This is a genomic window from Rhodococcus sp. IEGM 27 (assembly GCF_033142305.1).
GTDB lineage: Bacteria > Actinomycetota > Actinomycetes > Mycobacteriales > Mycobacteriaceae > Rhodococcus_F > Rhodococcus_F oxybenzonivorans.
This window is the reverse complement of record NZ_JAWLSG010000006.1, coordinates 231,427-249,251: the sequence shown is the minus strand read 5'-3', so window position 1 is coordinate 249,251 and position 17,825 is coordinate 231,427. Positions and strand designations below refer to the sequence as shown.

13 protein-coding genes are annotated in these 17,825 nt (G+C 67.3%); 4 read left to right on the top strand and 9 right to left on the bottom strand.

Annotated features, from left to right (window positions below; genetic code table 11):
- Window positions 1-10: 10 nt before the first annotated feature.
- The 4 genes from R4P95_RS22000 to R4P95_RS21985 form a co-directional block, all read right to left on the bottom strand.
- A complete protein-coding gene (locus tag R4P95_RS22000; protein WP_317745270.1) occupies window positions 11-1,048 on the bottom strand; it encodes a hypothetical protein in 1,038 nt (345 codons plus the stop codon).
- 96 nt (window positions 1,049-1,144) lie between these two features.
- Window positions 1,145-4,468, bottom strand: a complete 3,324-nt coding sequence (locus R4P95_RS21995) for an arabinosyltransferase domain-containing protein (RefSeq protein WP_317745269.1) — start codon at window positions 4,466-4,468, stop codon at window positions 1,145-1,147.
- 91 nt (window positions 4,469-4,559) lie between these two features.
- Window positions 4,560-7,826 (bottom strand): arabinosyltransferase domain-containing protein, encoded by a 3,267-nt coding sequence (locus tag R4P95_RS21990; protein WP_397517702.1) that lies wholly within the window; start codon window positions 7,824-7,826, stop codon window positions 4,560-4,562.
- Window positions 7,827-7,935: 109 nt separating this feature from the next.
- Entirely contained in the window at window positions 7,936-8,205 is a 270-nt protein-coding gene (locus R4P95_RS21985) for a helix-turn-helix transcriptional regulator (protein ID WP_317745268.1), read from the bottom strand.
- A 51-nt stretch (window positions 8,206-8,256) separates the two neighbouring features.
- On the opposite strand from R4P95_RS21985, the gene map reads away from it, so the two are divergent.
- Complete coding sequence (map, locus tag R4P95_RS21980; RefSeq protein WP_213574708.1) at window positions 8,257-9,021, top strand: type I methionyl aminopeptidase; 765 nt, start codon at window positions 8,257-8,259, stop codon at window positions 9,019-9,021.
- Here the strand turns inward: map and R4P95_RS21975 are convergent.
- Complete coding sequence (locus R4P95_RS21975) at window positions 9,018-10,823, bottom strand: glycosyl transferase (protein WP_317745267.1); 1,806 nt, start codon at window positions 10,821-10,823, stop codon at window positions 9,018-9,020. The two genes, map and R4P95_RS21975, sit on opposite strands and share 4 nt — an antisense overlap.
- A gap of 215 nt (window positions 10,824-11,038) precedes the next feature.
- Here R4P95_RS21975 and R4P95_RS21970 point away from each other — a divergent pair, with 215 nt between their 5' ends.
- Window positions 11,039-11,740 carry an MspA family porin gene (locus tag R4P95_RS21970; protein WP_109326058.1) on the top strand — a complete coding sequence of 234 codons (702 nt, stop codon included), beginning with the start codon at window positions 11,039-11,041 and terminating at the stop codon, window positions 11,738-11,740.
- Here the strand turns inward: R4P95_RS21970 and R4P95_RS21965 are convergent.
- From R4P95_RS21965 to R4P95_RS21950, 4 genes are all read right to left on the bottom strand, one after another.
- On the bottom strand, window positions 11,737-12,012 hold the full coding sequence (locus R4P95_RS21965) for a hypothetical protein (protein WP_213574703.1): 276 nt from the start codon (window positions 12,010-12,012) through the stop codon (window positions 11,737-11,739). The genes R4P95_RS21970 and R4P95_RS21965 overlap by 4 nt on opposite strands.
- 108 nt (window positions 12,013-12,120) lie before the next feature.
- Window positions 12,121-14,013, bottom strand: a complete 1,893-nt coding sequence (locus R4P95_RS21960) for a galactan 5-O-arabinofuranosyltransferase (protein WP_317745266.1) — start codon at window positions 14,011-14,013, stop codon at window positions 12,121-12,123.
- 11 nt (window positions 14,014-14,024) lie between these two features.
- Window positions 14,025-14,786, bottom strand: a complete 762-nt coding sequence (locus R4P95_RS21955) for a decaprenylphospho-beta-D-erythro-pentofuranosid-2-ulose 2-reductase (protein ID WP_159918813.1) — start codon at window positions 14,784-14,786, stop codon at window positions 14,025-14,027.
- The gene (locus R4P95_RS21950) at window positions 14,783-16,216 is read right to left on the bottom strand and encodes an FAD-binding oxidoreductase (protein ID WP_213574702.1); all 1,434 of its coding nucleotides are present in this window, start codon (window positions 16,214-16,216) and stop codon (window positions 14,783-14,785) included. Before R4P95_RS21950 ends, R4P95_RS21955 begins: the two co-directional genes overlap by 4 nt.
- 99 nt (window positions 16,217-16,315) lie before the next feature.
- Here R4P95_RS21950 and R4P95_RS21945 point away from each other — a divergent pair, with 99 nt between their 5' ends.
- Together R4P95_RS21945 and R4P95_RS21940 are read left to right on the top strand one after the other, a co-directional pair.
- The gene (locus R4P95_RS21945; protein WP_283254043.1) at window positions 16,316-16,792 is read left to right on the top strand and encodes a GtrA family protein; all 477 of its coding nucleotides are present in this window, start codon (window positions 16,316-16,318) and stop codon (window positions 16,790-16,792) included.
- 133 nt (window positions 16,793-16,925) lie between these two features.
- On the top strand, window positions 16,926-17,783 hold the full coding sequence (locus R4P95_RS21940; protein WP_213574700.1) for a PIN domain-containing protein: 858 nt from the start codon (window positions 16,926-16,928) through the stop codon (window positions 17,781-17,783).
- Window positions 17,784-17,825 lie beyond the last annotated feature (42 nt).

Here is a 17,825-nt window from a genome sequence, read left to right as displayed (position 1 = left end):
AAGGCCGATGTCACACAGTCTGATTCGATTGCTGTGACATCGGTTCGGCGCCACCGCCGAACTCCGCGGGAAGTCCCGTCGACTGCCGAGTGTGCCCGGTGGCGGCGAACACCGAGGGACGCGGACGAGAAGCTGCGAGTGACCGGGCGGCGCGAAGGTCTGCCAGCACCGTCGCCGGTGCCGCCGAAATCTGCTCGGGCGAGTGACTGACCACGACGATGCCCTCCCGCTGCATGCGCGCCCGACGAATGATGGTGGCGTCGTGCAGTTCCGGGGAGAAGTGATACCTCGGCGAGTCGAGCTCCCATGCCAGGGCCACGTCGTCGAGCCACCCCTCCGGGCGGGCGAGCCACTGCCCCGTCGCGGAGAGCACGTCGACGCCCTGCTGCAGTGGCGGAAGGTCACTCGCGGCGTACAACATTCGGGCGTGAACCTCGGCGACGGAGTGCGCGTCTTCGCTCAGCTCCCGCAGTACCGCGCGCGGCACATGGCTTCCGCGGTGGCTGCCCGACGCCAGTTCGCGCGCCAGGTCGTCGACGGTGACGTCGCCGCGCTGGATTCCGTCGGCGAGCAGCGCACGACACCTGTCGGGTAGCAGGGTCCGCCGCGCCGCATCCAGGAGGCTACGTTCGGGAGGTGCGAGCCGGAGCAGTCCGCGCTGGACCGGGGTGGGCATCCGCCACGTCCGCTCGACCTTCACGTACGCCCAGTCACGTCGATGGCAGACAGACGGAACGAGCAGCAGCACATCGTTTCTCGACGCCGACCGGTTGTACCCGAGAGCGGTCAGCGCCGCGTGCCCGGACAGCAACGAGTCGGGCCCGCCGTACTCGAGCGCCGCCAGGTTCCGTTGCAGCGTCGTCGGCGGTCCGTTGTGCAGCAGGACCACGCCGGGCAGGATGCGTTGCCACGGGCCACGCTCACCGCAGCGCGCGGAGATGGTTCCCTTCGCGATGCCCAGCCGTTCCAGCTCGGCCGTGCGCACCACCGCGTCCCGGCTGATCGCGGTGATGGCAGAAAGGTCGTCGGCCCACGTTCCACGTCGCATGGATCAGAGCATGCCGGGCCTGCCGGGGTCACCTCCGGGAAAGTGCAGGTGGCACTTTTGCCCTGTGGATGAACCTGAAGTTGTGGATAACTCGCGCTACGGGCTGTCGTACACCCGCAGGGTGCCGGGCGACCACAGTCCGGACCTGGTGCTGGTGGCGGTGTCGACGGTGGCCGCGCTGGCGTCCGGATAGTACCGGTCGAAACGCTCGAGCGAGCCCCAGTCCCGACCCCAGTCGTCCCGCATGTAGGTGGGGATGGCGGTGGCGCCTGCCAGCAGTCCGGTGAACCCGAGCGGGCCACCGTTCTCGGCGGACTGCCAGGTGTCGGTGGAGCTGACTGCGAGTGGCCGGTCGGGGAGGATGCGGTAGTTCGGCATCTCCGCGACCCCGTTCTGGTGGTCGAACGGTCGCTGGCACGGGAATTGAAGCCCCACGGCCCAGTCGAGGAGAACCGGCTGCGTGCTGCCGATCGTCGAGTTGAGCGTGTCGAGCGTCGGAACCCGCGGCGGGGTGAACGCGAGCCACTGGTCGCCGGTGAGGTTGGGATCGTTCGCGATGATCCGGACCGCGTCGGTGTCGGGGGCGAGCTCGTCGATGGGGACCCGCAGGTTCCGCCACGACGGCGCGGGCCCGATGTCCTTGGGCAGGTAGGTGCCCTGGATCTGCACGGTGCCGTCGGGCTGACGCTTGCCGTACTCGACGAGGAGGGACTGCCCGTAGGTGGTGGCGCCGGTCGGGTCGACCGACCAGATACGTCCCGCGGCCGACATGACGACGAGCGGGGAGTTCTCGCTGCGCTCGGGAAGGGCGTACCAGCTGGACGACAATGTGGCCGGCTCCTGGACGCCCTCCTGGTAGCTGCCCATGACCGGGGTGGTGCTGGGGTCGAGTCCGAACGGAAGCTTGGCGGTGCTGCCGTTGACGCCGACGCGGCCGGTGCCGCCGCTCGTGCCGGCGCTGCCGCCGGTCTCGAAGCTGGGGCCGACGCTCTGGTTGTCGGTGTTGCCCATGCCCTGTTTGACCTCGACGTAATCGGCGGTGAGGTCGGCGGGCACACCGTTGGGGGAGAAGCCGGTGGGCGCGGCGCCACCGAGTGGATCGGCGGGGTCGGCCAGCGGCGTCGTGGGGTCGGGGATGGGTGCGAGATTGCCGCCGTTGGTGTCCCCTTCGACGAGGACGTCCTCGGCAAGGCCGCACGTCTGACCGGCAACGGAGTCGAAGTTGGATCGTGCCAGCGAGTACGCCGGGTATTGGGACACCGCGCCCTTGAGCAGGGAGACCACCTCGAACAGCACCATGACCCCGGCAATGACGGTGAGCGGTGCGGCAGCGAACTTCCTGATGCGCCTTCCCTTTTCGGTGTTGGGCCGGACGGGCGGCGCAGCGAAACCTTCACGCAGGTACTGCCAGGCGGCGAGGGCCACCGCGAGTCCGAAGAGGACGAGGAAGAGGGTGTTCGACTCGCGGCCACCCAGCGACACCGTCTTGTCGAACCACGGCACCCCGAAGCTCGACACATACCAGTACCCGTTGATGCCGGCGAAGGTCAGCGCGAGCATCAACAGCAGTCCGGCGAGGAAGATGGTGCGGTTGCGACGCGACCGCAGCGCGGACGCCGACACCGCCACGGCGGTGAGCGCCGCGAGGGAACCGGCGATGCCCGCGTACGCCCCGAAGTGGTGGGTCCACTTGGTGGGGTTGAACATCATGAAGAAGATCGTTCCGAACACCACTCCGAGCAGGCGCCACGACGGTCCGGTGGCGGCACCAGGAATTCTCCTGCGCCGCAACAGAATGAACAATGTGGTGAGCAGGCACAGGATCATGGTGAGGAACGCGAACCGGCGAGCGACGGATCCGTCGACGGTCGGCACGAACAGGTAGTAGTAGCGCAGGAAGTCCTTGTACCACTCGAGGTTGGGGCCGATCAGAGTGCGGACCCGGGTGGCTTCGAGGACGGCCGCCAGGGTCTGATCGGCGAACACCACGACCAGGACGATGGTGCCGGCGGCGGCGATCGGCGCCAGCAACGGCAGCGTCCCCACCTGTCGGTGCCGTTTGACGATGATGCGGACCAGCGGCCGGGTGCCGGCGAGGAGGGCGGCCACACACATCAGGCCGGTCGGGGCGGCCGCGAGTGTGAAGGCACCGATGAGCACGGCAACGGCTGCGGGCAGGAGCCGCCCGGTCGCGATCGCGCGCTCGATGGAGCACCAGGTGAGCAGCGCACCGAGGGCGACGATGGGCTCGGGACGCAGGCCGTTGTTGTAGGGAAGCCAGAACGCGAGGAAGACGAGACCCCCGGTCCACAGTGCCACCTTGTTGCGGCGCACGGAGCGGCCGAGGCGGGGAGCCACCTCGCGGCTGATCACCAGCCAGCAGAGAATTCCGGCGATCAGGGCGGGCAGGCGAATGAAGGGGCTGGCCGTCGAGATCTTCGCCATCGCGGCCAGGACGTCGTAATACCAGCCGAACGGCGCCTCGGGGACACCGAACCAGCGGAAGTAGTTGGCCATGTATCCGGCGTGGTCGGACACCCGCGCCATGGTGAGCAGATATCCGTCGTCCGACGTGTTGGCACCGATGAAGTGCCAGACGACGAGGGTGCCGACGACGAGGGTGTCGAGGCCGGTGAACTTCCACCAATGCGACGGGAAGAAGTTGCGGTGCCCCCGTCCGTCCGTGCCGTCGAGTCTGCCGAGAGCGACCATGGCGATCGCGGTGGTGAGGAGGGCCACGATCATGGCGACGAGCTTGATGAGCGTGGGGCTCGACGAGAACCGCGAATCGACGTCCATCGTGAACGAGAGGCCGGCCGGGGCCGCGCCGTTCGGGAGATCACTGAAGACCCCGACCACCTGCGGCCGCAGGTCGCCGGTCAGCTGACCGGCGATGGGAACCCCGGTGGATGTGCGGAGGCCGACGAACTCAGCCGAGGTGGTGTCGATGTCGGACGTGATGCGGATCTCGGAGCAGGCGCCCGACTGCACCTGTTCGCGCGGTGCCGTCGCGATGGTGACGTTGCGGTCGAGGACGTCGACGGACTTGTCCGACACGCGCACGAACATCGCGTTCAACGCGGCGCCGTCACCCTGCGCGGGTGCGGTCGAGAGCAGGATGCCGCCCCGCTCGGGCAGCTCCGCGACCGCGGAGCACGGGATGGTGGCCGACAGGGCGACCGGCACCTGCGACATCAGCGGTGCCTCGAGGTCGCTGACCTGGCCGTTCTCCGGCCAATTGACCGTTGCGGTGCTCTGCTCCACGGGCATGAACGGGGTGGCCAACGCCAGCACCAACCCGATGAGGCCGGTGACGACGGCGACCAGACGAGCGGTCCGGTACTCGTCCCGTCGGTCCTGCCGGGCAGGCGGCGGGGGAGCTGCGGGTTCGGACACAGGGATTGTCACGGCGTCGGGCACGGTTGTCGATGGTATGTCAGGAACCTGAGGAGTCATATCGGCGGTTCCCTACGCCAAGGAAGAACTTACCCGTCGGTAACGAGTGCGCAAACTAGTAGCGAACGGGTCCTGCCGACCAGGTGCCGGACCTGGTGACCTCTTCCGTGTCCACCTGCGCAGGGGTCGTGGCAGCATCGCGCGGCGTGAACCGCTCGAGAGAGCCCCAGTCGCGGTCCCAGTCGTTCGAGAGGTAGGTCGCGAGGGTGCTCGCCGACAGGAGCTGGTCGGTCCACCCCAGCGGGCCACCGCCGATCCTGTCCTGCCAGGCGTTCGTGGACTCGGCGCCGATGCGGTCGGGCAGAACCCGCCACTGCGGCACCTCAGCGACGCCGTACCGGTGGTCGAAGGGGCGCTGGCAGGGGAATGCGAGCCCGACCGCCCAGTCCAGCAGCACCGGATCGGTCGATCCGACCACCGTCTGCAGTGTCTGCATCTTCGGCACCCGCGGTGGAGTGACGGCGAGCCACTGGCCGGGGTCGGTGTCCGGGTCCTCGGCGACGAGCCGGACGGCATTCGCATCGGCGGGCAGCGACTCGAGCGGCACACGCAGGTTTCGCCAGGACGGCGACGGTCCGATGTCGATCGGATCGATGCTGCCCAGTGTGGTGACGGACCCGTCGGGGCCGGTGGAGCCGTACTCCACCTTCAGGATCTGTCCGGGCGTGACGACACCGTCGGCATCGACCGACCGGATGCGACCGGCAGCGGACAGGGTCACGATCGGGGCGTCGTCGGTGCGCTCGGGAAGGCCGTACCACCCCGTCGTCAGGGCGGCGGGCTGCTGTTCGCCGGTCTGGAAGCTACCGAGGACGGGCGTGCGGGCGGGGTCGAGTCCGAACGGCAGCGTGACGGTGCTCCCGTTGACGCCGGCGGTGGCCTCGGTGCCGCCGCCGGTACCGGAACTCGTGCCGGTGGTCGTCTCATCGGTGTCGGAGTCGACGGTGTTGGCCCCACCCTTGCTGATCTTCTCGGAGTCGGCGGTGAGGTCGCGGGCGATGCCGTTGGCCGTGAAGCCGTCGGCGGTGGTGGCAGCGAAGGCGCCGGCTCCGTCCGGGTCGGTGATCGGGGCCAGCGGACGCAGCAGTGCCGCGTTGGGGTCGGTCTCCACGAGTACCTCGTCGGCGAGGGCGCAGGTGCCGCCGGTCATCGACTCGATGTTCGCCTTCCCGATGGAGTAGCCGGGGTACTGGGCGACCACTCCCTTCAGCAGCGACAACACCTCGAACAGGACTACGGCGCCGGCGGCGATGGTCAGCGGTGACGGAGCCAGTACGCGCGCACGTTTCCCGTCGGGCTCGGTGTCTTTCCTGTAGGGCTCTCGGACGTGGTACCAGGCGGCGAGGAGCAACGCGAGCACGGTGAGACCGAGGAACAGGGTGGAGAAACCCTTCCCGGCCAGCATCGGCGGCTTGTCCCACCATGGGACTCCGTAGCTCGAGACGTACCACCAGCCGTTGGATCCGGTGAAGGCGACGGCGAGGATGAAGAGGATGCCCGCGGCGAACAGGGTGCGGTTGCGTTTGGAGCGGATGCTTCGGGCCCCGACGCCGACCGCGGCGAGCACGGCCACCGATCCGGCCAGCCCCGCGTACACGCCGAAGTGGTGGGTCCACTTGGTCGGCGTGAACATCATGAGCAGGAGCGATGCGAAGACGATGCCGAGGATGCGGCGTGACGGGCCGATCGCCGTGCCCGGCACCTTGCCCTTGCGCAGGATGAGCATCACGCAGAGGACGACGCAGAGCAGCATGACGAACACACCGAATCGGCGTGCGAGCGAGCCGTCGGGGGAGATGCCGAGCAGCGCGTCCCAGCGCACCCGTTCGTCGAACCAGGCAACGTTGGGCCCCACGGCTGTCCGCACGCGGGTCGACTCGAGCACGGTCGCCAGCGTCTGATCGGCGAAGACCGCCACGAGCACAACGGTGCCCGCAGCGAGGACGGGCAAGATCTGCGACGCGAACCCAACGCGGTGACCCCGCGCGATGACGATGCGGAGGATGGGCCTCGCACCCGCGATCAGCGCGGCGATGCAGATCAGACCCGACGGGCCCGCGGCGAGGGAAAAGGCCGCGATCAGCACGGCCACCGCGCCGGGAAGCAGTCGTCCGGTCGCGATGGCGCGTTCGATGGAACACCAGGTGAGCAGGGCGCCGAGCGCGATCACCGGTTCGGGGCGCAGGCCGTTGTCGTAGGGCAGCCAGAACGCGAGGAAGACCAGCCCACCCGTCCAGAGGGCAGTCCTGTTGCGCCGCACCGCGACACCGAGGCGGGGAATGACTTCCCGGCTGATCACCATCCAGCACAGCAGCGCCGCGAGGAGAGTGGGGAGTCGCATCCACATGCTCGCCGTGCTCACCTTGACGAGGGCCGCGAGAAGCTCGTACGACCAGCCGAACGGTGCTTCCGGAACCCCGAACCAGCGGAAGTAGTTGGCCATGTAGCCCGACTGCTCGGACACCCGGGCCATCCCCAGTAGGTAACCGTCGTCGGACGTATTGGCTCCGATCACGTGCCACAGCAGCAACGTCCCGATCACCACGGCGTCGACGCCGGTGAATTTCCACCAGTGGGCAGGCAGGAAGCGGCGGGCGCGCCTGCCGTCGATGCCGTCCACCCGGTGCAGCGCGTACAGCGACGACAGGGTCGCGAGGACGCACACGATCATCGCGAGAAGTTTCAGCAGAGTCGGGCTCGACGAGAACCGGGAGTCGAGGTCGACGTGCACGTTCAAGCCGTCCGGGATGCTGCCGCGCAGATCGGTGAAGATACCGACCATCTGCGGGCGGGCGTCACCCTCGACCGACCCTGCAACGGGATCCGCGGTACCCGTCACCTCGGCGGACGTGCGCTGGTGGTCGGAGGTGACTTCGATCGTGTCGCAACCCTGCACGTCGGCGCCGGTCGCCGAGATCAGCGTGTTGCCCCGCGCGACGACCTCCACCGTGCCGTCGGCGGCCGCCCGCACCACCAGCCCGGCCGACTCGAAGTCGGGTGCGCCGTTCGGCAGCGTCGAGACCAGGGTGCCGCCACCCTCGCCGAGCTGTGTCACAGCCGAACACGGCACGGAGACCTGCATGTTCAGCGGCGCGTAGGACACCAGAGGGGCGTCGACGCTCTCGAGAACACCGTTCTGCGGCCAGTCGATCGAGGCGGCGTCCTGCTCGACCGGCAGTAACGGGATGGCGAGTGCCAGCACGAAACCGAGCAGGCCGGTGACGATCGCGATGAGCCGGGAAGTGCGGATGCTTCGAATGTCGGGCAGCGGCCGCCGCTCCGACGGCGAACGTGTGGGTTTCTCTGCTACTTCGGACGGCACACGACGATGGTAGGCGGTGACTCCGCGTGGGTGCTCCGTCACCACGGCGTACGGGCCCTCACGTCGCACGGTGCATCGGAGGCCCCGCTTCCGAGGCGGCCGACCGGCGTCAGGATGCGGCCATGCCTCCGGTTACCGAAGGGGTGAGGGAATCGGCCACCTCGTCGAGCGACAGGCCGAGGACCCGGGCCACTGCTGCGATGGTGAAGAATGCGGGAGTGGCGATACGTCCGGTCTCGATCTTGCGCAGCGTTTCGGCCGAGATGCCTGCGTCGAGCGCGACGGTGACCATGCTTCTGTCTCCCCGGGTGGCGCGCAGCAGCTCGCCCAGTCTCTGCCCGCGTTCGAGTTCTTCGGCTGTCAACGGCACACGCACCATGTGCCATATAGTAATACCGGTATAAAAATTGCACACAGGTAAGGGTGGGTCGTGGTCGAGCTGAAGACGGCAGCCGAGGTGCAGGCGATGCGCGCGGCGGGGCAGGTGGTTGCTGCGGCACTGGCTGCGGTACGGAAATCGGCCGCGGTCGGGGTGAGCCTGCTCGACCTCGACGCCCTGGCCACCGACCTGATCGTCGGGGCGGGAGCGGTGCCGCTGTTTCGTGACTACCACCCGAGCTGGGCGCCCTCTCCCTTCCCTGGATCTCTGTGCGCGAGTGTGAATGATGCTGTCGTGCACGGAATACCGGGCCCGTATCGACTCCGCGACGGTGATCTGATCAGCGTCGACTGCGGGGCGCGGCTGGACGGATGGTGTGGTGACGCCGCGATCAGTTTCGTCGTGGGCACGGCGGACCTGGCGGACATCGCACTTGTCGCGGCCACCGAAGCGGCACTGGCGCATGGGATTGCGGCTGCGCGTCCCGGAAACCGGTTGGGTGACATCGGTGCGGCCATCGGACTGTATGCGCGCGGCGCCGGTTACGGAATGCTCGCCGATCACGGTGGGCACGGCATCGGCAGGCGTATGCACGAGGATCCGCACGTGCCCAACGAGGGTCGCGCGGGCAAGGGTCTGCTGTTGCGGCCCGGAATGGTTCTCGCGATCGAACCGATGCTCATCGCGGACGGCAGTGACGACTACCGCTGCGACGCCGACGGATGGACGCTGCGCACCGTGACGGGAGCCCGCGCCGCACACAGCGAACACACGGTGGCGATCCGCGAAGACGGACCGGAAGTGCTGACCCGCTAACCGCTTTCCCGCGTCAGGGCGCGGACGTCCCACACCCAGACGCCGTCCACAGGCGTCGCCGGCTCGCCGATGAGCAGGCGGACCGTCTCACGCAGAACGCGATCGTTGTGGGTATGTGGGAGCACCAGGACGTCGGCGTTCCAGAAGCGCAGATCCGCCAGCGCCTGGGTCCGCGTCTGCTCGTCGATGTCGGGCACCTTGCCGGACTTCTGCGCCGACATCAGCAGCAGTGCGGTCGGGCGATCGTCCGGCCCGTACTTACCCTTCGCGTCACTGCCGGCCGGGCCGACGAAGTACCCCCCGGCGATGGGGAAGGCGAGGTCCTGCTCGGTCTGCCAGCGCAGCATCCGCGCATTCTCCGGTGACGGGAGCGGCACGGTCACCACCGATCCGTCGGTGACGTACTGCTTCCAGGTCCCTTCGGCGAAGAAGTCGGGGGCGGTGTCCCGTTGTACGACGGCAAGGGGTGTGGGCGCCAATGGAAGCAGGGCGACGGCGAGCCAGCCGATCCACAGCAGAGTTATGGTTCGCTCCCCGGCCCGAGCGGACGCGAGGGCGCGGTCGGTGCCGAGTGCGAGGAGGAGCGCCGCCGCCGGGAGGCAGCCCATGGCGAAGCGTGACTCCAGAACGGATTCGAGGAGGGGAAGATGCGATACGTACTTCCAGGGGAGTGGGATTCCCGTATCGGTTCCGCCGATCGTGAGGGTGGATCCGAGCGACAGGACGCCCATCGCCGCAACGGTCACGGTGGCTGCGCGCGCGAGCGGCATCCGCCACAACCACAATCCCGACAGCGTGAGAAGAATCAGGAGCGGCCAGCCGAAGTAGGCGTTCTCCTCGGTGGAGTTCATGCTGAACTCGGCTGTTCCCGGGGCTCCTGCCAGTGAGGAAGTGGGGAAACCGGTGAACGCCTCCGTGTCGTTGCCCACCGGACCGTGCTCGAGTGCGCGGTAACTGTCCGGCCCGAAGAACTGCCACCACAGGGGCAGGGCGGCGATGGACAGGGCGACGCCGCCTGCGATGGCGAACCCCTTGCCGCCCCTGCGTACCGACGCCACAGCGGCGCGGGGACGGGTCGCGGCGAACGCGAGCCCGAACACCGTGAAGGCCAGCGCATAGATCAGAAGTGGTTCTTCACCCAGGAAGATCTGGTACGCGATCAGCAGGCCGAGCACGACACCGTCCCGCACCGGACGTCGTCCGCTGCCGAGCCGGATCACGCCGAGCGCGATGAAAGGAAGGAGGAACAGGGCGACGAAGTTGGGGTGCCCGTTGCTGTGCGAGATGAGGGCGGGGGCGAATCCGCACACGACGCCGCCGACGGCCGCTGCGAACCGCGAGGCGACGACGTGGCGGGAGAACAGCCAGTACCAGGCGATGGCCGTGCCGGACAGCCCCAGCGTGAGCGCGAGGGTGAACGTGACACCGGGGCCGAACAACAGGGTGACGGGCGCCAGGGGGATGCTGATACCGAACATCGCCGTGTTGCCCATGAGGTTCACGCCGAGGGGATAGTTCTGGAGGTCGCTCGACAGCGGATTCTCCAGGTGCACCACCGAGTGCGCGGCAACGGCGAAGAACCATTCCCACATGGTCTGGTCCTGGCCACTGCGGACGAGGTAGCCGGTCCCGAGATGTTTCCATTGTCGAACCAGCACGAACACCGCCAGGCCGACGAAGAATGCCACCGCAGCGACATCGGCGGGGTGGGGGCGAATTCGGGAGCGTGCGGGGCCGGGGGTCTCGGTGGGGGTGCTCAGGGACCGCTGCGTCGTTCCGACGTCGGTGAGTATCTCAGTCACGCAGGCGCGCCTCCGAATATCCGGGTCGATGTCGATCGACCGAGGGTACCGGAGGGTCTGATGGGGTACTCGTGGCGTGACGGCAGAAGTGTTGCCCATGTCACAGGAAGTTCATTTGTGAACTTCTGATCAATACGGGGATATTGTTCGCTTCCTGTGGTTACGCTCAGCTTGCTTTTTCGTATCGGTTGCAGTGCACTCTGAATGGGGTCGGCATGACGGACATCACCACATCTCGGTATGGATACAAACGGTTCACGCGCGCAGTGGCTGTTGCAGGAATTGCTGTGCTCGGCATGGTCATGGGCAATGGGACTGCCTCGGCAGGGGTCGACAATTCCAGCTCCGTCGTCGACGCCGGTGGCAATCGCATCGAAGTCCTCCAGGGAGATACCTCCTATCACACGGTTCCCCCGCTCGACGGCGTTCCGACGTCGGTCGAGTTCTTTCACGACGGGTACGCCGCGGTGAACATCACCGGGCCGAACGCCGCGGAGTTCGAAGACACGCAGCTCACCCTCGGCTATCAGATCGGCTACCCGGTGGCGCTCGCCGGTGCGACGATCGTCCTCAACACGCCCAACCTCGACTGGTTCATCGAATCGAACAACGGAATCGATCTCGGGCTGGTTCCCGAACTGGAACTCGGACTGAATGCCGGTACGGCCGCCGGTATCGGTGGCTCCATCATCCCGTCGCAGGAACTCGACATCGACCTCGAGCCGGGCGGTATCACCACCGTCCCGTTCCTCGAAGGCCAGGAGTTCGACGGACCTTCCGCTCTGGTGCGGATGCAGGGTATGCACGGGTTCATCTCCGGTGCGATCGGTCCGGTCACCATCCGGCCGTACGCGATGGCCGTCACGGCGAACGGTGACTCGGTGATGACCTACGGTGTGCCGCAAAAGCTCAACTAGGCAGCACGCTCGATCGAGTGACTGTGGGAGGCCGCCGGACCGACGTCCGGCGGCCTCTGCCGTGTGGTCTGGACGACGACACCACTGGTAATCCACAACGACACCCCGATCAGTGCGATGACGAACAGCGCCCAGTGCCCCACGTAGACACCCACGATCGCCCCGATTGTCAATGCGAGTCCGGCGTGCACCGCTACCTCACCACCCCCGGTGCCGAGCACATGATCTTCGGGACCGGAGAGGTCGCGCGGCGGCCTTCCTGCATCGGGCATGACCGCTCCTCGCCGCAACCTGCATTCCCCTCGAAGGGCGGATGGTTCCGCTCCTGGACTGGGTGCGGGGTTCCCTCGCTCGAGCCGGGATAAACGCGGACCGACCGATCAGTTTCGTGTGACCACCACGAAAGGTCCGGTTTCGGACACCGTGAATCGGGGGTCGTCGAACAGTTCCTTCGGGAACGTCACCGTGTAGCGGCGAACGTTCGGATCGTTGGGGTAGACGTCCTCCGCGAGGCGCAAGGTGTACCCGTCGGGGCCCTGGCGGAAAACGAAGGCGTCGGGTGCGCGCCACGGTGATGCGTCGAGGGCCGATACCAATTGGTCGGGCGTGTCGAGTTCACTCCAGTCGGCGATGGTCTGTGCGCGACCGGCGAAGTCGGCCAACGGGTTCGAATAGTGGGACGTCAGTGCCTGGAACCCGAGATACGGGTAGAAGCTGAGGAAGGTGGTGTCGGCGGTCAGGACCACTGTGTCATCACGTTCGCGCGGGATCTGGTCCTGCACGAGTTCGTCCACCGCTGCGAAATGCGCGGCCGAACCGGGCGGACGTTTGTCGGCGCGCTCACCGTTGCCGTCGGTGTCGGTGTAGGCGACGGCGATGTCGGAATCGAGGTGCCGGGGAATGTTCTGGACGAAGGAGAGCCCGCCCAGCACGCCGATCACCAGAATTGCGCCACGAACTCGGGGATTGTCGCTGGTGGCCAGCAGGAGCCAGCTTGCGAACTCGACGAATCCGAACACACCTGCCGCACCGAGCAGGACGATCAACACCGGCTCGAGCCGGAAGGACAGGAGGGTGTTGCCGAGAGCGGCGAGAGCCATCGACATCATCGACCACACGTAGATGGCCACCACCCCGACCCCGAGCGCCTGCGCGCGACGCGACGTGGTTGCCCGGCCGACCAGCCAGATGGTCCCGAGTAGGCACAGGGCGCCCGTCAGCGAGAAGTGGATCATCGGCAGGGGGAGACGCGCCCCCGCTTCGGGCAGGTAGTGCAGCGCAGTTCCCGAAGCGGCAGGCGAGCCGTGGATCACTTCGAGGAGATACGGACCCCAGACCAGGAGGGCAATGAGCCCGGACACCACCGCCGCCACGGCCAACCGGAGAAGCGGGTCGAGCGCCCCCCGCCACGTCTTCTGCGATCGCATTCGGAGTGCGGCGGCGAGCACTGCGAGCAGAGTCACCGCGAAGGCGGCCAGGCCGAGGTAGAGCGTGTAAAAGGTTGCGGCGAGACCGAGGAAGAGTCCGGTGCCGATCACCGCGCCCCAGCCGCCGCGCCCGGACGCCCGATGCAGCCCACCCCAAGCCAGAACGAGGGCGGGCCCGATCAGGAGTGCGATGATCGCCCCGTAGGGCTCGGGAGAACCGTATGCCACGACCAGCGCTGCGGTCGCGAGTGAGACGACGATCGCCAGGTCGTGCCGGATCAGGTTGCTCCACAACACGAGTGCTACCACGGCAGCCACGGCCAGCGACCCGATGGCGTAGGGCTTGAACGCTTCCCAGCCGTCCATCCCGAGGAGGTCGGCGACCCGTCCACCGACCCAGAACCACCCCGCCGGGTAGTACGGCGGCAGGTCCGCGTACGTCATGTCGCGCAACGCGGGGGAGTCGGTGAGCCGTGTCAGGTACTCGGTGCGGAATTCCTGATCGACGGAGACGCCGTGGAGGTACAGCCGGGTTGCGGCGAGCGGGAGGCCGAGCGTCACCGTCACGAACCCGGACAGGCTCGCCCACGACAGCAGCCTCGCGAACCGCACTGCCCGGTGGCGCCGCACGAGCAGCACCGACACGGCGATACCGGCGACGGCCAGCACCTGACCGACGGTGGTGACAGCCTGCGTCACATTGGACGAACTGAAGGCCGGCCACTGCACTCGCGCGAACGCGACGAGTCCGACCGCCGCGACCACTGCGGCGACGACCGCCGCCGAAAACATCTCGGCGGCGGTCGACAGTGCCCGACGGGCGGGGGCTACGCGTGCTTCCGTCACGAGGGCGAAGCTTAGATGGGCAGCTTCTTGAAGATGGGGCGCGGGATGTGCCGCAGGATCATCATCACGTACCGGAAGGCGCCCGGCGCCCAGACCAGCTCCTTGCCCTTCTCCGCCGACGCGACGGCCAGCTTGGCCACGTCTTCTTTGTTCACGGTGAGCGGGGCTTCCTTCACATCCGCGGACATCCGGGTGCGGACCTGACCGGGACGGATCACGAGGACGCGGGGCCCGAACTCGCGCAGTGCCTCACCGAGGCCCAGGTAGAAGCCGTCGAGTCCGGCCTTGGTGGAGCCGTACACGAAGTTCGACCGGCGTACACGCTCGCCTGCGGCGGACGACATGGCGATGATCTGGCCGTAGCCCTGCGCCTTCATCTTCTCGCCGACCAGCACGCCCACCGACACCGCTGCCGTGTAGTTGACCTCGGCGATCTGGACGGCCTTGCGCTGGTTCTGCCACAGTTCCTCGGCGTCACCGAGCAGGCCGAACGCGACGATGGCGACGTCGACGTCCCCCTTCGCCCAGGCTTCGTCGATGACCTTCGGGTGGCTCTCGGTGTCGACGGCGTCGAAGTCGATGACGTCGACGGCGTTCGCCCCGGCAGCCGTCAGCTGCGCCACTGCGGCGTCCCGGCCGGGGTCGCCGGGCAGAGCGGCGAGGATCACCCGCATCGGAGCCTTCTTCAGGTACTCCTCGCAGATGGCGAGGCCGATCTCGGAGGTGCCACCGAGGAGCAGGAGGGTTTGCGGGTTCCCGACGGCGTTGATCACAGTTCCAACCTTCTGGACATATCGGAGGCGAAGACATTGGTGGGGTCGTACTTGCGGCGGGTGGCGATCCACTCGTCGATCCGCGGGTACATGGAGTGGAAGGTCTCGGCGGTGGTCCGCGAATCCTTGGCGGTGTAGAGGCGTCCGCCGAACTTCAGCACGCGCTTGTCGAGTTCGGTGACGAACTCGTTCAGGCCCGGCTTGATCCGGAAGTCGACGCAGATGTTCCAACCGGGGATCGGGAAACTCAGCGGCGCCTGGTTGCCCTCACCGAACAGCTTGAACACGTTGAGGAACGAGTGATGTCCCGACTTCTGGATGTCGCGGATGATCGCCTTGAACTCGTCGACTGCCTCCGGCGGCACCACGAACTGGTACTGCAGGAAGCCGTTGGAACCGTACGCACGGTTCCACTCCCCGAACATGTCGAGCGGGTGATAGAACTGCGTCAAGTTCTGCACCTTGCCGCGGTATGTCCCGGACTTACGGAACCACAGCTCGCCGATCAGCGAGAAGTTGAACTTGTTGGCCAGCCCGTTCGGGAAGATATCCGGGAACGTCATCAACTGCGGTGCGTCGAACGCCAGCGGATTCTTCTGCAGCTTCTCCGGCAGCTGGTCGAGCTTGGCCAGGGAACCGCGGGAAATTGCGGCGCGGCCGAGCTTCGGCGGCGCCGCGATGGCGTCGAACCACGCGCTCGAGTACTCGTAGTTCGCCTCGCTGCCGTCGCTGTGCAGGGCGATCGTCTCGTCGAGGCTGCCCGTGACGTCGCCGTCGGCGATGAAGTACGCCGTCTCGGTCGGCGTCATCTTGATGGTCGCCCGGAGAATGATGCCCGTCAGGCCCATGCCGCCGATCGTCGCCCAGAACAGCGCGCCCTTGGGGTCGTTGCGGCCGCCCTTCGGCGTGAGCTTGCGCACCTGGCCGTCGGCGGTGAGCAGATCCAGCGAGACGACGTGGTTGCCGAAGCTGCCCGCGCTGTGGTGGTTCTTCCCGTGGATGTCGGAGCCGATGGCGCCGCCGATGGTGACCTGGCGGGTGCCGGGCAGCACCGGGACCCACAGGCCGAACGGCAGGGCGGCCTTCATCAGCTGGTCCAGATTGACGCCGGCATCGACGTCCACCAGATGGGTCTCGCGGTCGATGCGGTGAATGCGGTTCAGCGCATTCATGTCGATGACCAGGCCGCCGGCATTCTGCGCGGGGTCGCCGTACGAGCGGCCGAGGCCGCGGGCGATCACCCCGCGCTGCAGGTGAGAGGGCTTCGACTCGTTCTTCTCCGCGACCTGGGCGACCGCTCGAGCGATCACTTCGACATCGGGAGTGGACAGCACCTGCGCCGTGGTGGGCGCGGTGCGTCCCCAGCCGGTGAGGGTGCGGGTCTGTGTGGGGAGCGCCTGGGTGGGCGTCTCTTCTGCTGTCGTGGACATCGAGATAGAGGCTACCTGGCGGTAGGACCCACCGGCCCTGTGCGTACTTATCAACAGTGGGGGGTTAACAAGTACGCACAGGTGGTTACTCTCGTCGTCGTGTCAGAAACCCAGCCGAGTCACGAGCACGAACATCACGTTCCCCTCCCGGTCGAGATTCCCGTCACCGAGAACATCGCGGACGACGCACTGGACCTGAAGACGCAGATCGTGCGGTTCGTCCTGACCGGCGGGTTGTCGGCGATCGTCGACTTCGGCCTGTACTGGCTGCTCCTCGAACTGGTGGGACTGCCCGTCAACGTGGCCAAGTCGATCAGCTTCATCGCCGGCACGACCACGGCGTATCTGATCAACCGCCGGTGGACGTTCAAAGCGGAACCGAGCCGGGCCCGTTTCGTCGCGGTCGTGATCCTCTACGCGGTGACCTTCGCGGTGCAGGTGGGTCTCAACTGGGTCATGTACCAGGCATTCCCCGACGAATGGTGGCGCTTGCCGGTGGCATTCGTCATCGCGCAGGGGACGGCAACGGTCATCAACTTCGTCGTCCAGCGCGCGGTGATCTTCAAGATCGGCTGACCCTCCGGCCTCGAGACAGTTCTTGCGGTGCTTTCGTCGTGATCGAGCCTGCGGTGCTTTCGTCGTGATCGAGATTGCATAACGACCCGGCGACAGCTGCAGCGCGAGTGAGTTTCTCCTGCACAATCGGGCAATGCTCATCGTTCTCGATACATCGGCGGTCACGCGAGATTCGCGTTTCGAGACTTTCGTGCGCACGGCCGTGAACCGGGGTGTCCGGGTCGCGGTTCCCCGGCTCGTTCTCCTCGAGATCGCCGACCGGTACCAGCGGGAGTCGGCGGCGATGATCGAAGCGCTCACCGTCCAGGCCAGGATGTACGACCGGCTCGGACTGCGGGAGGACCTGTCGCTGTTCGTCGATGTGGCCCGGGCGAAGGCCGGTGGGTACGTGGTCGCCCTCGCCCGCGAATTGGAGAAGATCGGCGTCGAGGTGGTCGAGCCGGTGGGGTGCTCGCACGTGGAGATTGCCCAGCGCGCCGTCCAGCGCCGGCGCCCCTACCGGGAGAAGAAGAGGTACGACGGCTACGCGGCGACGGTGAACTGGCTGACGGTTCTCGATCTGGCCGATCGTCACCCGGACGGTGTCGTGTGGGTCAGTGCCAACACCCGATCCTTCGGGGGCGGTGAACCCCCGGTATGGCACGACGACATCGCAGCCGAACTACGGGAACGCCGACTGGACGGGCGTGTGTGGTGGGCCACCAGCCTGGCCGACGTGGATCTCCACACCGAGGACCTACCCGGCCCGGAGCCCGAACCGGTCATCCTCGACAGTTCGGTGCCGCGTTCTGCGCCGCCGGCGGAACAGGAGCGGCCGGGGGTACCCGACCCGCCGCCGGTCACCGTGCCGCGCCCACGCGCCGCACCTCAGCGCATTCCGCCGTCCGGGAAGGCAGACAGCGGTGGGCGCCGCGGCTTCGGGAAGATGATCGGGGGTCGCACCCGGCGGGTGAGCATCGTCGAGGAACTCGACGACGTCGATTTCGGCTGATCCGGCTCGCTACCCGCTGGTTACGACTCGATGCCGATGCGC

Excerpts from the sequence above, each read along its gene's own strand:
- R4P95_RS22000 (WP_317745270.1), bottom strand. The coding sequence starts at position 1,048 with ATGCGACGTGGAACGTGGGCCGACGACCTTTCTGCCATCACCGCGATC.
- R4P95_RS21985 (WP_317745268.1), bottom strand. The coding sequence starts at position 8,205 with ATGGTGCGTGTGCCGTTGACAGCCGAAGAACTCGAACGCGGGCAGAGA.
- R4P95_RS21970 (WP_109326058.1), top strand. The coding sequence starts at position 11,039 with ATGACGGACATCACCACATCTCGGTATGGATACAAACGGTTCACGCGC.
- R4P95_RS21965 (WP_213574703.1), bottom strand. The coding sequence starts at position 12,012 with ATGCCCGATGCAGGAAGGCCGCCGCGCGACCTCTCCGGTCCCGAAGAT.
- R4P95_RS21950 (WP_213574702.1), bottom strand. The coding sequence starts at position 16,216 with ATGTCCACGACAGCAGAAGAGACGCCCACCCAGGCGCTCCCCACACAG.
- R4P95_RS21940 (WP_213574700.1), top strand. The coding sequence starts at position 16,926 with ATGCTCATCGTTCTCGATACATCGGCGGTCACGCGAGATTCGCGTTTC.